At 36.0% G+C, this 17,148-nt stretch carries 9 protein-coding genes; 7 read left to right on the top strand and 2 right to left on the bottom strand.

The genetic code is table 11. The features are described from left to right. Window positions 1-36 precede the first annotated feature (36 nt). Window positions 37-885: a DUF2911 domain-containing protein gene (locus J1905_RS16695; protein WP_214228419.1), complete on the bottom strand. Its 849-nt coding sequence runs from the start codon at window positions 883-885 to the stop codon at window positions 37-39. 117 nt (window positions 886-1,002) lie between these two features. Here J1905_RS16695 and J1905_RS16690 point away from each other — a divergent pair, with 117 nt between their 5' ends. Continuing rightward, window positions 1,003-3,567 (top strand): M1 family metallopeptidase, encoded by a 2,565-nt coding sequence (locus J1905_RS16690; protein WP_214228418.1) that lies wholly within the window; start codon window positions 1,003-1,005, stop codon window positions 3,565-3,567. Window positions 3,568-3,569: 2 nt separating this feature from the next. On the opposite strand, the gene J1905_RS16685 is transcribed toward J1905_RS16690, so the two are convergent. After that, window positions 3,570-4,367 (bottom strand): hypothetical protein, encoded by a 798-nt coding sequence (locus J1905_RS16685; RefSeq protein WP_214228417.1) that lies wholly within the window; start codon window positions 4,365-4,367, stop codon window positions 3,570-3,572. Between the two features lie 259 nt (window positions 4,368-4,626). Between J1905_RS16685 and J1905_RS16680 the strand changes: the two genes are divergently transcribed. The 6 genes from J1905_RS16680 to J1905_RS16655 all read left to right on the top strand — a co-directional run bounded on the left by J1905_RS16680 (window position 4,627) and on the right by J1905_RS16655 (window position 17,146). Then, window positions 4,627-5,955, top strand: a complete 1,329-nt coding sequence (locus tag J1905_RS16680) for a cytochrome ubiquinol oxidase subunit I (protein WP_214228416.1) — start codon at window positions 4,627-4,629, stop codon at window positions 5,953-5,955. Window positions 5,956-5,959: 4 nt separating this feature from the next. Further along, a complete protein-coding gene (locus tag J1905_RS16675; RefSeq protein WP_214228415.1) occupies window positions 5,960-6,979 on the top strand; it encodes a cytochrome d ubiquinol oxidase subunit II in 1,020 nt (339 codons plus the stop codon). Window positions 6,980-7,158: 179 nt separating this feature from the next. Then, window positions 7,159-8,001 (top strand): hypothetical protein, encoded by an 843-nt coding sequence (locus J1905_RS16670; protein ID WP_214228414.1) that lies wholly within the window; start codon window positions 7,159-7,161, stop codon window positions 7,999-8,001. Between the two features lie 43 nt (window positions 8,002-8,044). After that, window positions 8,045-10,822, top strand: coding sequence for an outer membrane beta-barrel protein (locus J1905_RS16665; RefSeq protein WP_214228413.1), 2,778 nt, complete (start codon window positions 8,045-8,047; stop codon window positions 10,820-10,822). Window positions 10,823-10,912: 90 nt separating this feature from the next. Next, entirely contained in the window at window positions 10,913-13,828 is a 2,916-nt protein-coding gene (locus tag J1905_RS16660; protein ID WP_214228412.1) for a ligand-binding sensor domain-containing protein, read from the top strand. 219 nt (window positions 13,829-14,047) lie between these two features. Further along, window positions 14,048-17,146, top strand: coding sequence for a SusC/RagA family TonB-linked outer membrane protein (locus tag J1905_RS16655; RefSeq protein WP_214228411.1), 3,099 nt, complete (start codon window positions 14,048-14,050; stop codon window positions 17,144-17,146). The last annotated feature ends 2 nt before the right edge of the window (window positions 17,147-17,148 follow it).

Raw genomic sequence — 17,148 nt, 5'->3', positions numbered from 1 at the left:
TATCCGGGTTTTTTATTGACTTAGTAATCCTGATTGTTACTTTTTAGCCTCTGCTAATAAGCCCGTGTGTAATCTAACATATTCAGGGTTTTTAAGTTCAGTAGCTAATTTTATTCCTTCCTCAGCAGTAGTAGCAGCAGCTTTTTTATCTCCGGATTTTAATTGAACACGTCCTTTTAATAATTTAACCCAAGGTGCTTTAGGATCAGCAGCTTCAGCGGCGGTAGCCCATTCAAGTGCTTTTTTTAAGTCTTTTCCACTATCAAAATAGTAGTATGCAGCTTGGAAGTATGGTTTTTTATCACCTTTCATTGCTTCGTCAATGCTAGCCATTACTTTAGCATCAAAATCAGTAGATAGATCAACAGTTAAACCTGTGTTTTCCCACATTAACTGCAATTTAGCAGTACCTGGATAAACATCTGCAAATTGAATGGTAAATGTTTCTACTTTCTCTTTCAGCTTAGTAGGCTTAACTTTTACACGTAAAACATCATCACTTTCTTTATACTCATATGCACCCCATTGTTTTGATCCTTTGTTTATGATTATTGTCCACTCGTTCTCACCTGGTATAGTAAATAATTCATATTCTCCGGCAGAAAGATCTTTTCCTCCAATTTTTACTGCTTCTGTAAAAGCGATAGTAGTTGCAGAATTGGCGCCTGTTCTCCAAACTGATCCATATGGCTCTAACCCTCCAAATATTTTACGGCCTTTAGTATTCGGACGTGAATAATTGATGGTTACTTTACCAAGACCAAAATCCTGAGAAATGGTTTGTCCAGAGCTGGGCTGAGGCATTTTTATGCCCTGAGCCTTAAGTTCAGATTGTAACGATACTGCTAACGCAATAAATAGTACTGTTGTTAATGTCTTTTTCATGATCATAAATTTGTTTTAGGTGATCAGCGAGCGTAAGCTGAGCTGATCTAAGTTTTGCTGATGCTAAATTACCACTTATTTGACTCTTTAATTCAACAAAATCTTAAATTCGTTGCTATGGTTAATTTGCGTAATTCAATAGCAGTTTTAGCGTTTCTTTTTGTCTCATGTTCGGGTGTAAGATATGTATCGGAGCCTGTCTTGGAGGTAGGAGTATCTAAAAACCTAGCTGTTTATCGTAAATCTGTTTTGAGTAATATCAATTATAAACTGGAATTGGATATTCCAAGAAACAGAGATGAAATTATAAGTGCTGTAGAAGAGGTTACATTTCAGCTTAGTGCTAATAAATATCCATTACAGATGGATTTTAGAGAAAATGCAAAAAAAATAAAAGTTTTGAAGGTAAATGGAGTGAATGTAGATGTAAATCATAAAGATGAACACCTTATTGTAGAGTCCAAATACTTAAAGCAAGGAGTAAATGTAATAAATATAAACTTTGAAGCAGGTGAGGCTGCACTGAATAGAAATAATGATTATTTATATTCTTTATTTGTGCCGGATAGGGCCAGAACAGTTTTCCCTTGTTTTGATCAGCCGGATTTAAAAGCCACTTACAGCCTTACTTTAAAAGTTCCTAACGATTGGAAAGCAATGGCTAACGGTATATTAAAAGATTCTGTAATTACTGGTGACCGGAAAACGTATCACTTCAATAAATCAGATACTTTGAGTACTTATCTGTTTGCATTTGCAACAGGGAAATTTACGTTAGCCGAAGGAAAAGTTGGTAATATGGTAACTGATTTTCTATACAGAGAAACTGATCCTTTAACCATAAAGAGTAGTGTGGATGAAGTTTTTAATATTCACACCAAATCCCTGAAATATTTAGAGAATTGGACTGGGATTCCTTACCCTTTCCAAAAATTTGGCTTTGTAGCTATCCCAGATTTTCAATTTGGGGGAATGGAGCATGTGGGTGCAATTCAGTATAAGTCTTCGGCTTTGTTTTTAGATGAAGGTGCAACTAAAGATCAGTTAAATTCACGGAACAATTTAATAGCTCATGAGACTGCTCATATGTGGTTCGGAGATTTGGTAACGATGAATTGGTTTAGTGATGTCTGGATGAAAGAGGTTTTTGCAAACTTTATGGCTGATAAGAGTACGGAGGAGATTACAGGGAAAGATGTGTTTGATCTTAAATTTCTTACAGATCACTTTCCTGCAGCTTACAGTATTGATCGGACTAAAGGCTCAAATCCGATAAGACAGGATTTAGACAATCTAAAAGATGCCGGAACCCTTTATGGTAATATTATTTATCATAAAGCTCCTATTATTATGAGGCAATTAGAACGATTAATGGGAAAGGAAAAGTTTCAGATGGGTGTAAGGGAATATCTAAAAGAATTTACCAATAAGAATGCTTCCTGGCCTGATCTGATAACAATTCTGGACAGATACACAGATGCTGATTTACAAAAATGGAATAAAGTTTGGGTAAATGAAGTTGGAAGACCAGTAATAGATTATACAATTGAAAAAGCTAACAATAAGATTAAAAAGTTTGTAATTACGCAAAAGTCTGAATACGGGGCTGATAGGATTTGGCCTCAACTAATGGAGGTAACTCTTTATTATCCTCATCGTAATGAAGAACTAACTGTTAATCTTAATGGTAAAAGTGTAGAGTTAAAAGAGGCTGAAGGAATGGAACTTCCGTCCTATGTTTTATTTAATTCATCCGGACAGGGCTATGGTCTTTGGCCATTGGATAAGTCAATCTTTAATGAAATATATTTGATCGGAAAGGCTGTAAATAGATCTTCTGCCTATATCTCATTATATGAGAATATGTTAAATGGCAGATATATAAAACCATTGGAACTGTTAAATCTGTTTATAAAAGGTCTCCATCAGGAAAAGGAAGAGCTAAATCTGAAATTGATTACAAACTACATCAGTAATATTTATTGGGAGTTTATTTCTGAACATGAACGGACCAGTATGTTTGCATCTTTAGAATTTGCTTTATGGAACTCAATGCAGAAACAAATTTTGCCAAATAATAAGAAAGTACTTTTTAAAACTTATCAGGATGTTTATCAGTCTGCCGAAGCTGGTAAACGACTAAATGCGATTTGGGAAACTCAAAAAGTTCCGGCCGGAATAAAACTTACGGAAGATGACTATACTTCATTGGCTTTTTCTCTGGTATTGAGAGATGGAGATAGTTCTATTTTAGATAAACAACTAAAGCGGATAACCAATGTTGATAGAAGAAAAAGGTTTGAATTTATTATGCCTGCCGTATCTTCTTCAATGAAAAAAAGGGATGACTTCTTTAAAAGCCTTGAGCTAAAATACAATAGAGATAAAGAATCAAATGTTGGGGCTGCTTTATATTATCTTCACCATCCTCTTAGACAGAGAAGTTCCTTTAGCTATCTGGAGAAAAGTCTTGATATGTTAAGTGAGATTCAAAAGACTGGTGATATCTTTTTTCCTCAAAATTGGTTGCAAGCTACGTTTGGATATTATCAGAGTAAAGAGGCTTTAAAGATTATTGAGGACTTTTTAGAAAAAAATCCTCAATATAATCCAAAGTTGAAAGCCAAAATTCTCCAGTGTTCAGATAATTTGTTTAGGGCACAAAAGTTACTGAGCGACTAACATTATTGTTGAAGTTCAATGTAGGTGATCCTAAATGTTTGCTTGCTTTTGGTTATTGTGAATTGAGTTGGATAACCATCAGCATTGTATTGATATGTGAAGTTAGTATTTTCACCAGGAGTACCTGTATTTGAATAGCTTAATCTATTATTCACATCGGCAGAAAAAAGCTGAAAATTTATTGCCAGAAATAGAAGCTGACAATGTTGTACATTTTTGAAAATTCCATTTTTCTCATCATAAGTATATGTAATGGAAGTGTTATTTGTAGGAGAGTTTTTAATTGTAATATCTGATGTGTTACCTTTGGAGGAGTAATGCCAGTCACTTTCTTTGTAGGGGTATGAATGACCAGTACCTGAAGCGAGGATAGAGCTCACCTGATTTTGAAGATTTTGTTTTAATATAAGTGAGCCAGTAGGTGAATAGGCTTGCCCTTCGACATCAAAAAATGTAACTTTTAGATCCTTATCTGGAACCCTAATGCAATAAATGGATTGAATAAGTGCCTTGCCGATATACTTATCATATTGAGACGGTAACCCTTCCTTGTATATAATTTTAAATTTATATCCATCAGAAGTTTTAATTTCTGAAATAAGAGCTGAATTCTCATTGTATTTTAGGGTAATAACCAGGTTGCCTGATTCCAATTTTATTGGTAGGAATAGCCCTTTTACAGGTTCTTTAATAATAGGCTCATCCTTCTCTTCTTTAGGAGGTTTGTTTTTTGTACATGATGAGATTAGTAAAACAACTCCACTGATAATAACAACGCATTTAAATTTTAAAATAGTCATCGATTCCTTTTTTAAATTGTAAGCAATTAATACTCATCAAACATATTTATAAATATTTCATTCAACAACCTTATTTTCTTTATAATTAGCTTGTTATTTCTTTGTAAGAAATATAATTATTTTAAATGAATTGAAAATATGTTGAAATAATGATAAAAGTATTGGTTTAAATGCAATCCTAAATTGCATTCCTGTACTTAAAAAATGTACTTTTACTTGACTATTTCTTTTAGCGACTAACGTTTATTAAGCCCCTAATATGGACGATTTTTTAGCTGCCCGACTTCAGATGGCCTTTTCTCTTGGCTTTCACATTGTATTTGCGTGTATTGGTATGGTGATGCCCTTTTTTATGACAGTTGCCCATTTTTATTGGCTAAAAACTAAAAAAGTTGTTTATAAGGATGTTACTAAAGCCTGGAGTAAAGGGGTAGCTATATTTTTTGCGACAGGGGCAGTCTCAGGGACAGTGTTGTCTTTTGAGTTAGGATTGTTATGGCCAACATTTATGGAGCATGCAGGTCCAATTTTTGGAATGCCATTTTCTTTAGAAGGGACAGCGTTTTTTATAGAAGCAATAGCCTTGGGGTTTTATTTATACGGATGGGGGAAGCTTAATCCATGGTTTCACTGGTTTACAGGTATTGTTGTTGGTATAAGTGGACTATTATCAGGGATTCTGGTAGTAGCTGCTAACGCCTGGATGAATAGCCCTGCGGGTTTTGATTTTGTAGATGGAAAATATTTAAATATTGATCCTATAAAAGCAATGTTTAATGATGCCTGGTTTTCTCAGGCACTTCATATGTCCATTGCCGCATTCGTATCTACCGGATTTGCGGTAGCCGGTGTACATGCATTAATGATTCTTAAAGGCAAAAATGTGACATTTCATAGTAAAGCTTTTAAAATAGCAGCCGTGTTTGGAACAGTGGCGGCCTGTTTACAGCCAATAAGTGGAGATATTTCTGCTAAAGATGTTGCTCATCGTCAACCTGCAAAACTGGCGGCAATGGAGGCCCATTTTCATACAGAGAGAAATGCACCGTTAATTATTGGAGGAATACCTGATACTGCCAATAAAAAGGTTGATTATGCAATTAAAATTCCCGGCCTCCTTAGCTTCATGACTACAGGAGATTTTAATGGTGAAGTGAAAGGGTTAGATACGGTTCCAAAAGAGGATCAGCCACCAGTTGCAGTAACTCATTATGCGTTTCAGATTATGGTTGGCCTTGGGATGGCGATGGTATTGATTGCTTTGTTATACTTTATTGCACTTTGGAAAAAGCAGCAGTGGCTTAAAAGTAACTGGCTATTGAAACTTTTTGTGATTGCAACCCCGATGGGATTTATAGCCTTAGAGGCAGGGTGGACAGTGACCGAGGTGGGCAGGCAACCTTGGATAATTCAAGGGGTTATGCGTACTGCAGATGCTGTAACTCCAATGCCAGGAATTGCTTATTCTTTTTACCTCTTTACAGCAGTATATATATCATTGGCCATTATAGTGAGTTTACTCCTATACCGTCAAATTGCCATGGTTGGCAAATTATACGATTCGAGTACTAAACCTCATAAAAATTAAGATTATGATCTATGTTGTTATAGTTTTCCTGTGGACGTCAATTTTACTATATGTTTTATTAGGAGGTGCGGATTTTGGCGCAGGAATTATAGAACTTTTTACTTCCAAAAAGAACCGTTCTAAAACACGTAAAACGATGTATGAAGCAATTGGTCCTATTTGGGAGGCAAACCATATGTGGTTAATCATTGCCATCGTTATCCTTTTTGTAGGGTTTCCTAAAATTTATACTACTGTTTCAATTTATTTGCATATTCCATTGGTATGTATGCTTCTTGGTATTATTGCCAGAGGTACTGCTTTTGTGTTTAGAAATTACGATGCCGTTAAAGATGATATGCAAAAGGTATATACGCCTATATTTATATATTCGAGCTTAATTACGCCATTCTTTCTAGGTATTATAGCCGCAAGTTCGGTATCGGGTCAGATAGATATGCAGGCCCAGGATTTTCTGTCCGCTTATGTTTTTAGTTGGTTAAACTGGTTTTCTGTTGCTGTTGGTATATTTACGGTTAGCATATGTGGTTTCTTAGCTACTATTTTTATAATTGGACAGACTGCAAATGATGATGATAGAAGCTTCTTTATTAGGAAAGCAAGACGTACAATATATATAGTTATGTTTTGCGGAGCTTTAGTTTTTGTTGCTGCTTATCATGAAAATATTCCGTTGGCCACCTGGATTTTTGGAGATACCCTAGGTCTTATAGTTATTATAGCTGCAAGTATATCGTTGGTTATTATGTTTTTCTTACTACAACGGAAAAAGCCAGTCTTTCTTCGTTTGTTAGCCGGATTTCAGGTTACTATGATTTTGTTTGCAGCCACGTATTCTCATTTTCCAGACATAGTGCTAATAAAAAATGGATCGAATCTATCATTGCTTATCCATCAGGGACAGGCAAAAGCAATAGATACCCTGGGGTATGCTTTATTGATTGGCAGTATATTTATTCTCCCTGCATTGGCATATCTGATTTACATATTCCAACTGAAAAAAGAAGTACAGGAAGTTCATTAGTTGGTGTATTTTTTATTGTGTTTGCTAGGTGCATTTATTTGTGTTATTGTGGAATGCTATGGTAATATTAATTGTAACAAGAATATTAAGAAACAAATTTGCCCATAAGGTTAAACCTAAACATGTTTAGTGAGTCATAATTCTAAATTCACAGTTAATGACCAAAACTTTTACTAAATATGAAACCTACATTCTTAAAAATTGCAGCAAATACTTTATTAATTGCTGGTTTTTATATGACTGCGCAAGCACAAAAGCTTAAAGACGTACAAGAAGTAAGTGTTACAGCCCCGGCAAACATAAAGATTGATGGAAGAAACACGGAATGGAATGATACTTTTCAGGCCGAAAATAAACGCACTGGTATTTTTTATACGATGAGTAATGACGATAAGAACTTATATCTGGTTATTAAATCTACTGACTTAACTACCAATGCAAAGATTCTTGCTGGTGGCATTACATTGGCTATAAATACTGAAGGAAAAAAGAAAGAAAAGGAAAGTATTACACTTACTTATCCATTGATTAGTCGCCCTACTCAAGGTGGAGGACAAGGAGGAAGACGTCAAATGGGGGTTATAATGAATGGTGGTGGCAGAGGTTCACAAACCCCTGAACAAAGAGATTCTGCAATGGCAGTAATGCAAAAAAGACAACTTGGTCAAGTCAAAGAAATTAAGATTAGTGGGTTTAAAAAAACTACTGATACGCTTATCTCTGTGTATAATGATTTAGGAATAAAAGCATTTTCCAGTATAGGAAACGATAAGGCTTTCTTTTATGAACTGGCAATCCCATTTGAAGAGTTAGGGATCTCTAAGGATGCACCAAAGGAATTTGCTTATAACGTTAAATTGAATGGTTTGCAGTTGCAAGGGTTAGATGGTGGTGAGGGTGGAAGAGGAGGTTTTGGTGGTAACAGAGGTGGTGGTGGAAACTTCGGGTCAAGAAGTTCAGGTATAGATTATCAGGCATTAACTAGTCCAACTGATTTTTGGGGAAAATACACCATTAAATAATCTACACACAAATTCAACACACATACAAACCACATAACGAAAAATGAATTATTTCTATAATGCATTGAAACCTACTATTGTACTATTTCTACTGATATTCAGTTCTATAATTCTTTATGCCCAAGTGCCATCAAATGAACAAAACCCACCGCCACCACTTCCCACTCGAGAAGTGAGTGGAATTGTAAAGGACTCTACAGACCTTGGGGTAATTGGAGCAACTGTCAGCTTAACATCCGATAAGGATACTTTAAAAACAAGTACTAATACTGATGGTATATTTGTATTTCGAAATGTAAAGTCAGCAACTTACATCATTACAGTTCAGAGTATTGGGTATGTTAAAACCCCGGCAATGCGTTTTAAACAAAACGATACCAGCCCTAGAATTGTAATGGAGCCAATAGTTCTTAAAGAAGAACGTAATACATTAAACGAAGTTGTTATTAATGGTACTCCATCTATTACCTATAAAACAGATACAGTTGAGTATAAGGCTAGCGACTATATTGTTCGAAAGAATGCTACTGTAGATGAACTGCTTAAAAAAATGGAAGGTATGGAGGTAGGAACTGACGGAACTTTAGTTCACCAGGGAGAAACAGTTACTAAAGCCAAATTGAATGGAAAAGAATACCTTGGGGGTGACATTGCAAACGCAATTAAAAATCTTCCTGCTGAGATCGTTGATAAAATTCAGATTGTTGATGATTATGGTGATCAGGCAGCTCGTACAGGCGTTAAGGATGGTGATCCTCAAAAGATATTGAATATTACTACGAGAACGGATAAGTCTGTTGGAAATATGGTGAATCTGAACACTGCCGGAGGGAGTAATGAAAGAAAGGAAGCTGGATTATTTGCTACACGAATTAACGGAAATCAACAGATTGGGATAAACGGTAATTACAAAGATGCGATTAATCTTAATGCACTAAGTGGATCGACAGAGAATGCAAATGCCAGATTCAGTTTGCGGGATAAAATCGGAAAAAAAATAGAGTATAATTTGGGTTATCAATTTCAAAATTCTAATGGAGACAATTTGAATGAGACCGAATCCCTAAGTATTTTAAATAATGGCCAATTGCACTCCAATAGTTCAAGCACCGGTTTGCAAAAATCAAATAACCATAATTTTAAACTTGAATTTGAAGTAAATCTTGACTCAAGTAATTACCTTAAAGTTACCCCGACTTTTCAGTCTAATTCTACTGATAATGATGGTTCTTCCACCTTAAGTCAAAGAGGAAGTAGTCTTTCAATGGGACTGGATCAGGATCGTCGCATAACAAATTCAAATTCGAGCACAGCACCTGGATTCGGTGTTTCTACTTTTTATCAGCATCTATTTAAAAAATACAGAAGGAATTTTTCTGCACAGATAGATCTGAATAAAAATAATCAGGATAACGAGCAGGAAAGATATAACTTCACAACCTATTATACCGAAGCGGCACAAGACGGTAAAGATTCTGTAATTAATCAGATCATAGCACGTAAGAATCGACGTGATAATTATCGCGGAAGTATGACTTATGTGGAGCCTCTTGGAGTCAATACTCAATTTGAGGTGAATGCTCAGGTGAACTATAATGGTTATGACAATACCGCGACTACAAGGGATATTTTAGATGGTGGTTTTTCCGGTATTATAGATTCATTAAGTAACATTTATAACTATTCCTTTACACAAGGCCGGGTTGCGTTGAATTTTAGGTACGGAATGGCTAATACCTCCAAAGTTCGTTTTTCTGTTGGTTTAACAGGTGTACCAGCTTTATTGTCGGGAACTAAAATAAGTCTGGGTACGACAACAAACCGGAGTAGCTTTAACCTGATCCCTATAGCAAGATTTGAATACCGTTGGAGCAGACAGCAAAAAGTATCTTTGAACTATTCAGGGAATGCGGTAGAACCAACGTTTGATCAGATACAGCCTGTAAGGGATGTTACAAATCCAAATAATCCGGTTATTGGTAATCCGGATCTGATTGCCACTTTTGTTCATATTTTAAGAGGTGATTACAATAATTATATAGCAAACTCGAAGCTCAATCTTTCATTAAATGCAAATGGGTCTTATACAGAAAATGCTGTAATCAGAAATGTGGAGACTGTTGACAATCCGGATCCAAATCTCCCTGGTAGCAAAATTAATGAAACACACTTTTTGAACGTTAGCGGAGTTTATAGACTGACCGGTAATTATAACATCAGTAAGCAGCTCAGCAACAGGAAATATAATTTGCAGCTTAACGGTACGGTGAGTTATAGCCATAACCTGAGCATGAGGGACGGTATCTTGAATACTACTGATATCACTGTTCTCGATCAACGCTTTGGCCCAAAAATTAATCCTACGGAATGGTTCGAAATCAATCCGAATATCGGATACAAACACGAAAAATCTAAGTCAACACTTCGTTCTGGTAATAACAATATCAACACGCTTTCTCTTAATTTAGATGGAAGAGTGTATTTATGGGATGTATGGATGTTTGGTTACAATGGTAGTAAGCAGTTCATTAATGGTATAGTCGGAAATACAAATAATAGTCCTCTAGTGATAAATGCAAGTTTGGAGCGCCAACTGTTTAATCGCAGGGGCCAGATTACGTTTCAGGCATTTGATATTTTAAATCAGAATAATTTTCTAAGGACACAGCAACCGGATGATGGTGGTTATGTAAATACAAGAGTAAATCCTGTAAGCAGGTACTTTATGCTTAAACTAAGTATGAGATTACAAAAATGGTCTGGTGCTCAAGGGCGTGGTGGCAGAGGCGTTATGCGCCGTGGCGACGGTAGCTTTATGTAAGATTTGATTTGTAGGTGAGATACCTATGTTAATCAAAAATCCGTATTTTGGGTGACTAACCAAATGCGGATTTTTTTTCTGTTACAATTTATGAGGAAACCCCTATTAATCATCCTAATTGTATCCTGTTTTACCTATTTTAAAAGCCTGGGCCAAATTGGTACACCTCAAATAATAAACTATAACATTGATCAGTATAAAGCCGGAATACAAAACTGGGATATTGTCCAGGACAAGAAAGGCATTTTATATTTTGGTAATAATGAAGGGCTTTTAACTTATGACGGTAGGTTTTGGAATCTTATTAAATTGCCCAATTTTACTGCTGTAAGATCTGTTGAAATAGATTCTGACGATCGAATTTTTGTTGGGGGACAAGATGAGGCAGGATATTTTTATCCTGAAAAAAATGGGATATTAAAATACCATTCTATTATCCCCCTTATTCCTGAAAAATACCGCAGTTTTGCAGATATATGGAATGTCTCTATCATTGATAATGCCGTAATCTTCAGAACAACAAATATCATTCTTTATTATAAAGATGGAGTTGTAAAACCGTATAAACCCGATGTTGAATGGCAGTTTGCAGGGAAGGGCAATCATCAGTTTTTTGCCCATTCAAAGGGGCAGGGTTTAATGGTTTATGATGGAGAGGTATGGAAACCTTACTGCTCAGATCCTGTTTTGCTGAAATCAGCTGTAACATCCATTATGGAATACAATAAGGATACTTTACTGGTAGCTACGTTAAAAAATGGGTTGTTTTTAATGCATAATGGTAAGCTTATCCCTAAATCAACCAATCTTGATCAATTGTTCTATAATGATAGAATTTACGGCGCCAGTAGAATAGATATTGATAAATATGTTATTGCAACAACCTCAGCAGGGGTTCTTATTATCAATAAACAAGGAAAGGTGTTACAGAAGTATACTTACAAGGATGGATTACAGAATAATAATGTAAGAGGATTTATAACAGATCAAAGTAAGAACCTTTGGCTGGCTTTGGATGATGGTATTGATTATATTGCTATTAATAGTGCTGTAAAAAGTATATCTCCAGATAAGAATAAACAGATCACAAGCTATGCCATACGCGACTTTGAAGATAAATTATACATCGGAAGCTCCAATGGATTGTACGTAACTCAAATTGAGTCAGGGGTTACCGATTTAAGCTTGTCGACTGGAACATTTACTGAGGTTAAAAACTCTAAGGGTCAGGTATGGAATCTAGATGAAATAAATAATAAGCTATTAATGGGGCACGAGGATGGATTCTTTGCGGTTGAGAATGATATTGCCAAACAGATATATAACCGTCCGGGAACTTGGCTATTTGAGCCAACCTCAAAAGTTTTTCCTTCAGGAGATATTATCGCCGGCACGTATCTGGGCCTTCAAAAGATAAGCTACAACAATGGAGAATTTACGAATCTAGGTAAAATTGGAGGACGGACTGAATCTTTAAGATTTATTGCTTTTGATGCAAATAATAATTTGTGGGCTTCACATCCTTATCATGGAGTTTACAAGATTGAACTATCTGAAGATTTTAAGAAAATAACGAGATTCACTGTCTATACAGAAAAGCAAGGCTTGCCATCCCATTTATATAATTATGTCTTTAAAATGAAAAACCGTGTTGTTGTAGCAACCAAAGAGGGGATATATGAGTATGATGCATCTAAAGACAATTTTAAGCCTTTTTCTATGTTCAGTGGGGTGCTTAAAAAAATGGGAATTCAATACCTTAAAGAAGATAGTAAGGGTAATTTATGGTTTGTTTCCGAAAAAAAAGTTGGAGTATTGGATTTTGACCACCCTACAGCAACTAAGCCATTTACCATGCATTACTTCCCACAATTGGATGGAAAAATAGTTGGAGGATTTGAATCTATTTATTTCTTAAATAGCGAGAATGTATTTATAGGAGCTAATAAAGGAGTTTATCATTTAAATTATACTAAGTATCTGGAAAATTTATCAAGACCTAATGTTTTGCTGGGATCAGTAAAGCTTTTAGGTAAAAAGGATAGTACAATATTTGGTGGATATTTTATGAACAAGGATAGGATCGCTGATATTCAAGATCAATCCTCAATTTTAAAACTTGAAAATCGCTATAGCTCGCTTCATTTTGAATATTCTTCTACCTTATTTGAGCATCAAGCAAATATTGAATTTTGCTATCAGCTAGTTGGTTTTGATAAGGAATGGTCTGGCTGGACTCATAAGAGTGAAAAGGATTACACTAATCTACCTGCCGGCAAATATACATTCAATGTAAAGGCAAGAAATAGTCTTGGAAATGACTCCGAAGTAGTAGGATATACCTTTGAGATTTTACCTGCATGGTATGAAACTATCTGGATGTTTATGTTTTATCTGCTACTCATATCCGTGATGATTTATATGCTGTTTAAATGGCAAAAGAAGAAGCATATTCTGGCGCAGAACAAGTTAAGTTACTTGCATCAACTGGAGCTTGATAGGAGTGAAAAAGAGATTGTGCGTTTAGAGTATGAGAAGTTGGAAGCAGATGTAAGCTACAAGAATAGAGAATTGTCTACTATGACGATGCATCTTGTTCAACGCGGGAAGGTTTTAGCTAAAATAAAAGAAGTGATTTCTAGTGTAATTAAAAATCATGATATCAATGATAGTTCACCAAGTTTCAGACATTTGATCCGTTTAATAAGGGACGTCGAAAAAAGTGATCAGGACTGGGACAATTTTTCTATGCATTTTAACAATGTAAATGCGAATTTCTTTAACAAGCTTAAGGATCAGTTTCCAGAGCTCACCCCGAATGAACTTAAGTTATGTGCATATCTTAAAATGAATCTTTCTACCAAGGAAATAGCGCAATTAATGAATATTACAATCAAAGCTGTAGAGGTAGGACGATACCGTTTAAGAAAAAAACTTCATATTCAGTCCGAAACAAATCTGTACGACTTCTTAGTCCAAATATCAAGAACTACTGAAGGTTCTTAACGTGCATTATTTATCTGTAAATCAATAGTTTGTTTTGTTTGTGTAGTGGTGATGTAGTGGTATTTCTTATGAAATATAGCCATTCAAATTCTTTTTGTAGGGGCAGTGTAGGGGTATAGAAATATTGTAAAAGTTACTCTCAGGTATAGATTTGAATTAGCCGTAACCGCCAGGTGAAAGCCAAATTAACCAAATATAAACTAATCTAAATCTTATTGTATGAAAAGAAGTCTTACACTTATTTTCTTCGTTTACTGTTTACTTATATCCCCATTGGCCTTGTTGGCACAGGAAGTAGCAGTAACGGGTAAGGTAACAGACAAGGCAGATGGAAAGCCATTGCCAGGAGTTACCATAACATTACAAGGCACTACAAAAGCAACATTAACAGATGCAAGTGGAAATTTCAGAATAGCAGTTCCATCTGTAGGGTCAAAATTAATCATTAGTCAGTTGGGTATGGCTCCTCAAACCATTACAATAACCAATAGCAATCCTCTTAGTGTAGTTTTAGAGGCAGACGTAACCTCTTTAGGTGAGGTAGTAGTGGTGGGTTACGGTACTCAAAAGAAAAGCCTGGTTACCGGAGCAATATCTTCCGTAAAAGCTGAAGAGTTAAAAACAGTATCATCAAGTAGGATAGATCAAGCACTTCAGGGTAGGACTGCAGGAGTAACTGTTATGCCTAAGTCCGGAGCTCCGGGATCTGGCCTTAGTATTCGTGTAAGAGGAACCGGCTCCAGTCGTAGTGCTGAACCTCTATATATTGTTGATGGTGTACGTGCCGGAGGTATTGAGTTTTTAGATCCTTCTGAAGTTGCCTCTTTGGAAATACTAAAAGATGCGGCTTCCGCGGCAATATACGGAGCGGAAGGAGCCAATGGAGTAGTGATCATTACTACAAAAACCGGAAAAATTAATACTTCTGAAGTTTCATATAGTTTTCAATATGGAGAGCAATCTGCTAGAGCATTACCTAAAATGATGAATGCTTCTCAGTATCAGAAGTACATGCAGGAGGGAGGATATTCAGGTCCAACTGTTGAAGAAGCAAATGCAGTTGGGGCAGGAACAAACTGGTCTGATGCAGTACTTCAAAATGCACCTCAGCAGCATCATACCCTAAATTTTAGTGGGGCAACTGAAAAATTCTCATACCTTTTGGGAACAACTTATTTTACTCAGGATGGTATCATCGGAGGAGATAAATCAAAATTTGATAGGTATACTGTACGCTTGAATTCTGATTTTAAAGCTAAGTCATGGCTAAATGTTGGTGAAAGATTTTCATATTCTCACTTCTCAAATATGGGGATTTCAGAAAACACAGAATATGGCTCTGTAGTCGGAAGCATGATGTCTCTAGACCCAATTACTCCATTAACGTACAGCGGAGCATTACCAGCTCATGCTCAAACAGCGCTTAATGCCGGAAGAACATTATTAAAAGACGCAAATGGAAATTACTACGGGGTCTCCAAGTTCATTCAGGGGGAATATGGGAATCCTTTGGCTATGATTGCTAAAACACATGGTCAAACTGCACAAAACAAAATTGTAGGAAATATATTTGCTGATATTGAACCGCTTGCCGGATTGAAAATCACTACTCGTTTTGGTATAGATGCGGCGTTTGTAAGAAATCATGCATGGAGTCCTAAGTTTTGGTTTTCAAGCGAAAGCCTAAATGATATTACAACTGGGTCAGATTATCAGGACAATTATTTCACCTGGAACTGGGAGAACTTTGCTACCTATACCCGGAAATTTGGAGATCATAGTATTACCGCACTTGCTGGTATAGCCTCTATGAAATCAATGTACAATAATCTAAAAGGAAGCTACTCTGGTATATTTAAAGAAGAAGATAAATGGGCATATCCGGATTTTGTACAACAAACGGATAGTAAATTATCTAATTTTTGGGGTCAGTATAATACGCGCACTTTGCAGTCCTATTATGGTAGATTAAATTATGAGTATAAAGATAAATATCTGTTTGCTGCCACGTTAAGAAGGGATGGTTCCTCTCTTTTTGCTCCCGAAAATAGATGGGGTACATTCCCATCTGCTTCAGTTGGTTGGGTGATCTCTAATGAGGATTTTTACGGAGAAAACGCTTCTAAAATATTGAACTATGCTAAAATTCGTGCTAGTTGGGGTCAAAATGGTAGCCTTTCTAACGTGGGTATAGGTTCTTGGCAAAGTTCAATCGGTTTAAATTCAAGATACACAGATGCTAGTGGCAATTTTATACTGGGTGCCGCTCCTACAAACTTACCTTACAGAGATCTTTCGTGGGAAACCAGTGAACAACTTGATTTTGGAACTGACCTAAACTTCTTTAACAGCCGATTAAATTTAACGGTAGATTGGTTCAAGAAAACAACTAAAGATTTGATTACCAATGGTGCTTCGCCTTACTTTGCCGGAAATATACTTAATGATATTAATAGTGGGAATGTGGAAAATAAGGGTTGGGAATTTGAATTAAGTTACAATAACGGTAGAGAAAAAGAATTCAGATACGAGATCGGAGCTAATTTAAGTACAATTAAGAATAAGGTAACTAAAGTAAATCCGCTTGCCCCAGTAATTAATGGAGCTGGTGTTGGTACAGGATGGACTGCTACCAGATTTGAAAAAGGATTGCCAATCTGGTATTTCTACGGTTATAAAACAGCGGGTATATTCCAGAATCAAGCACAAATTGATAAATACAAGACTGATAATGGTCTTAGTGGTTATAGTCCGAAACCTGGAGATCCAATTATTGTAGACACAAATCATGATAAGCAGATTTCAGATGTGGATCAAACTTATATTGGAGATCCGGTTCCGGACTTTACTTATGGGGTAAGAATCAACCTTAGCTATAAAGGTTTTGACTTCTTAACCTTTATACAAGGGTCGCAAGGTAATGATGTATTAATGGGATTTGTAAGGAATGATCGTAGGCTTGCCAATAAACCTGAATTCTTTTACAATGATCGTTGGACAGGAGATGGAAGTACAAATACCTTTTTTGGACCAAAGGCTGATGCAAAAGCTTTTAATAGTGATTTAATGGTTTTTGACGGTTCTTTTGCACGTATTCGTCAGATGCAATTGGGTTATACATTCCCTAATTCATTAACTAATAAGCTTAAGATTAAAAATGCAAGGATTTACATCAGTCTTGATGATTTCTTCACATTTACTGACTATCCTGGCTTAGATCCAGAAGGCGGAAATGGTGGAGGAAATAGTTTAGGTATCGATCGCGGTGCGTATCCGGTTTCGAGAAAGGCTCTAGCAGGTATTTCATTTACTTTTTAAAA

The organism is Pedobacter sp. B4-66 (assembly GCF_018492665.1).
Taxonomy (GTDB): domain Bacteria; phylum Bacteroidota; class Bacteroidia; order Sphingobacteriales; family Sphingobacteriaceae; genus Pedobacter.
This window is presented reverse-complemented; position numbering and strand designations above follow the sequence as displayed.

What these genes read in the sequence shown, in the direction of transcription:
- J1905_RS16695 (WP_214228419.1), bottom strand. Translation starts at nt 885, where the DNA reads ATGAAAAAGACATTAACAACAGTACTATTTATTGCGTTAGCAGTATCG.
- J1905_RS16690 (WP_214228418.1), top strand. Translation starts at nt 1,003, where the DNA reads ATGGTTAATTTGCGTAATTCAATAGCAGTTTTAGCGTTTCTTTTTGTC.
- J1905_RS16685 (WP_214228417.1), bottom strand. Translation starts at nt 4,367, where the DNA reads ATGACTATTTTAAAATTTAAATGCGTTGTTATTATCAGTGGAGTTGTT.
- J1905_RS16680 (WP_214228416.1), top strand. Translation starts at nt 4,627, where the DNA reads ATGGACGATTTTTTAGCTGCCCGACTTCAGATGGCCTTTTCTCTTGGC.
- J1905_RS16675 (WP_214228415.1), top strand. Translation starts at nt 5,960, where the DNA reads ATGATCTATGTTGTTATAGTTTTCCTGTGGACGTCAATTTTACTATAT.
- J1905_RS16670 (WP_214228414.1), top strand. Translation starts at nt 7,159, where the DNA reads ATGAAACCTACATTCTTAAAAATTGCAGCAAATACTTTATTAATTGCT.
- J1905_RS16665 (WP_214228413.1), top strand. Translation starts at nt 8,045, where the DNA reads ATGAATTATTTCTATAATGCATTGAAACCTACTATTGTACTATTTCTA.
- J1905_RS16660 (WP_214228412.1), top strand. Translation starts at nt 10,913, where the DNA reads ATGAGGAAACCCCTATTAATCATCCTAATTGTATCCTGTTTTACCTAT.
- J1905_RS16655 (WP_214228411.1), top strand. Translation starts at nt 14,048, where the DNA reads ATGAAAAGAAGTCTTACACTTATTTTCTTCGTTTACTGTTTACTTATA.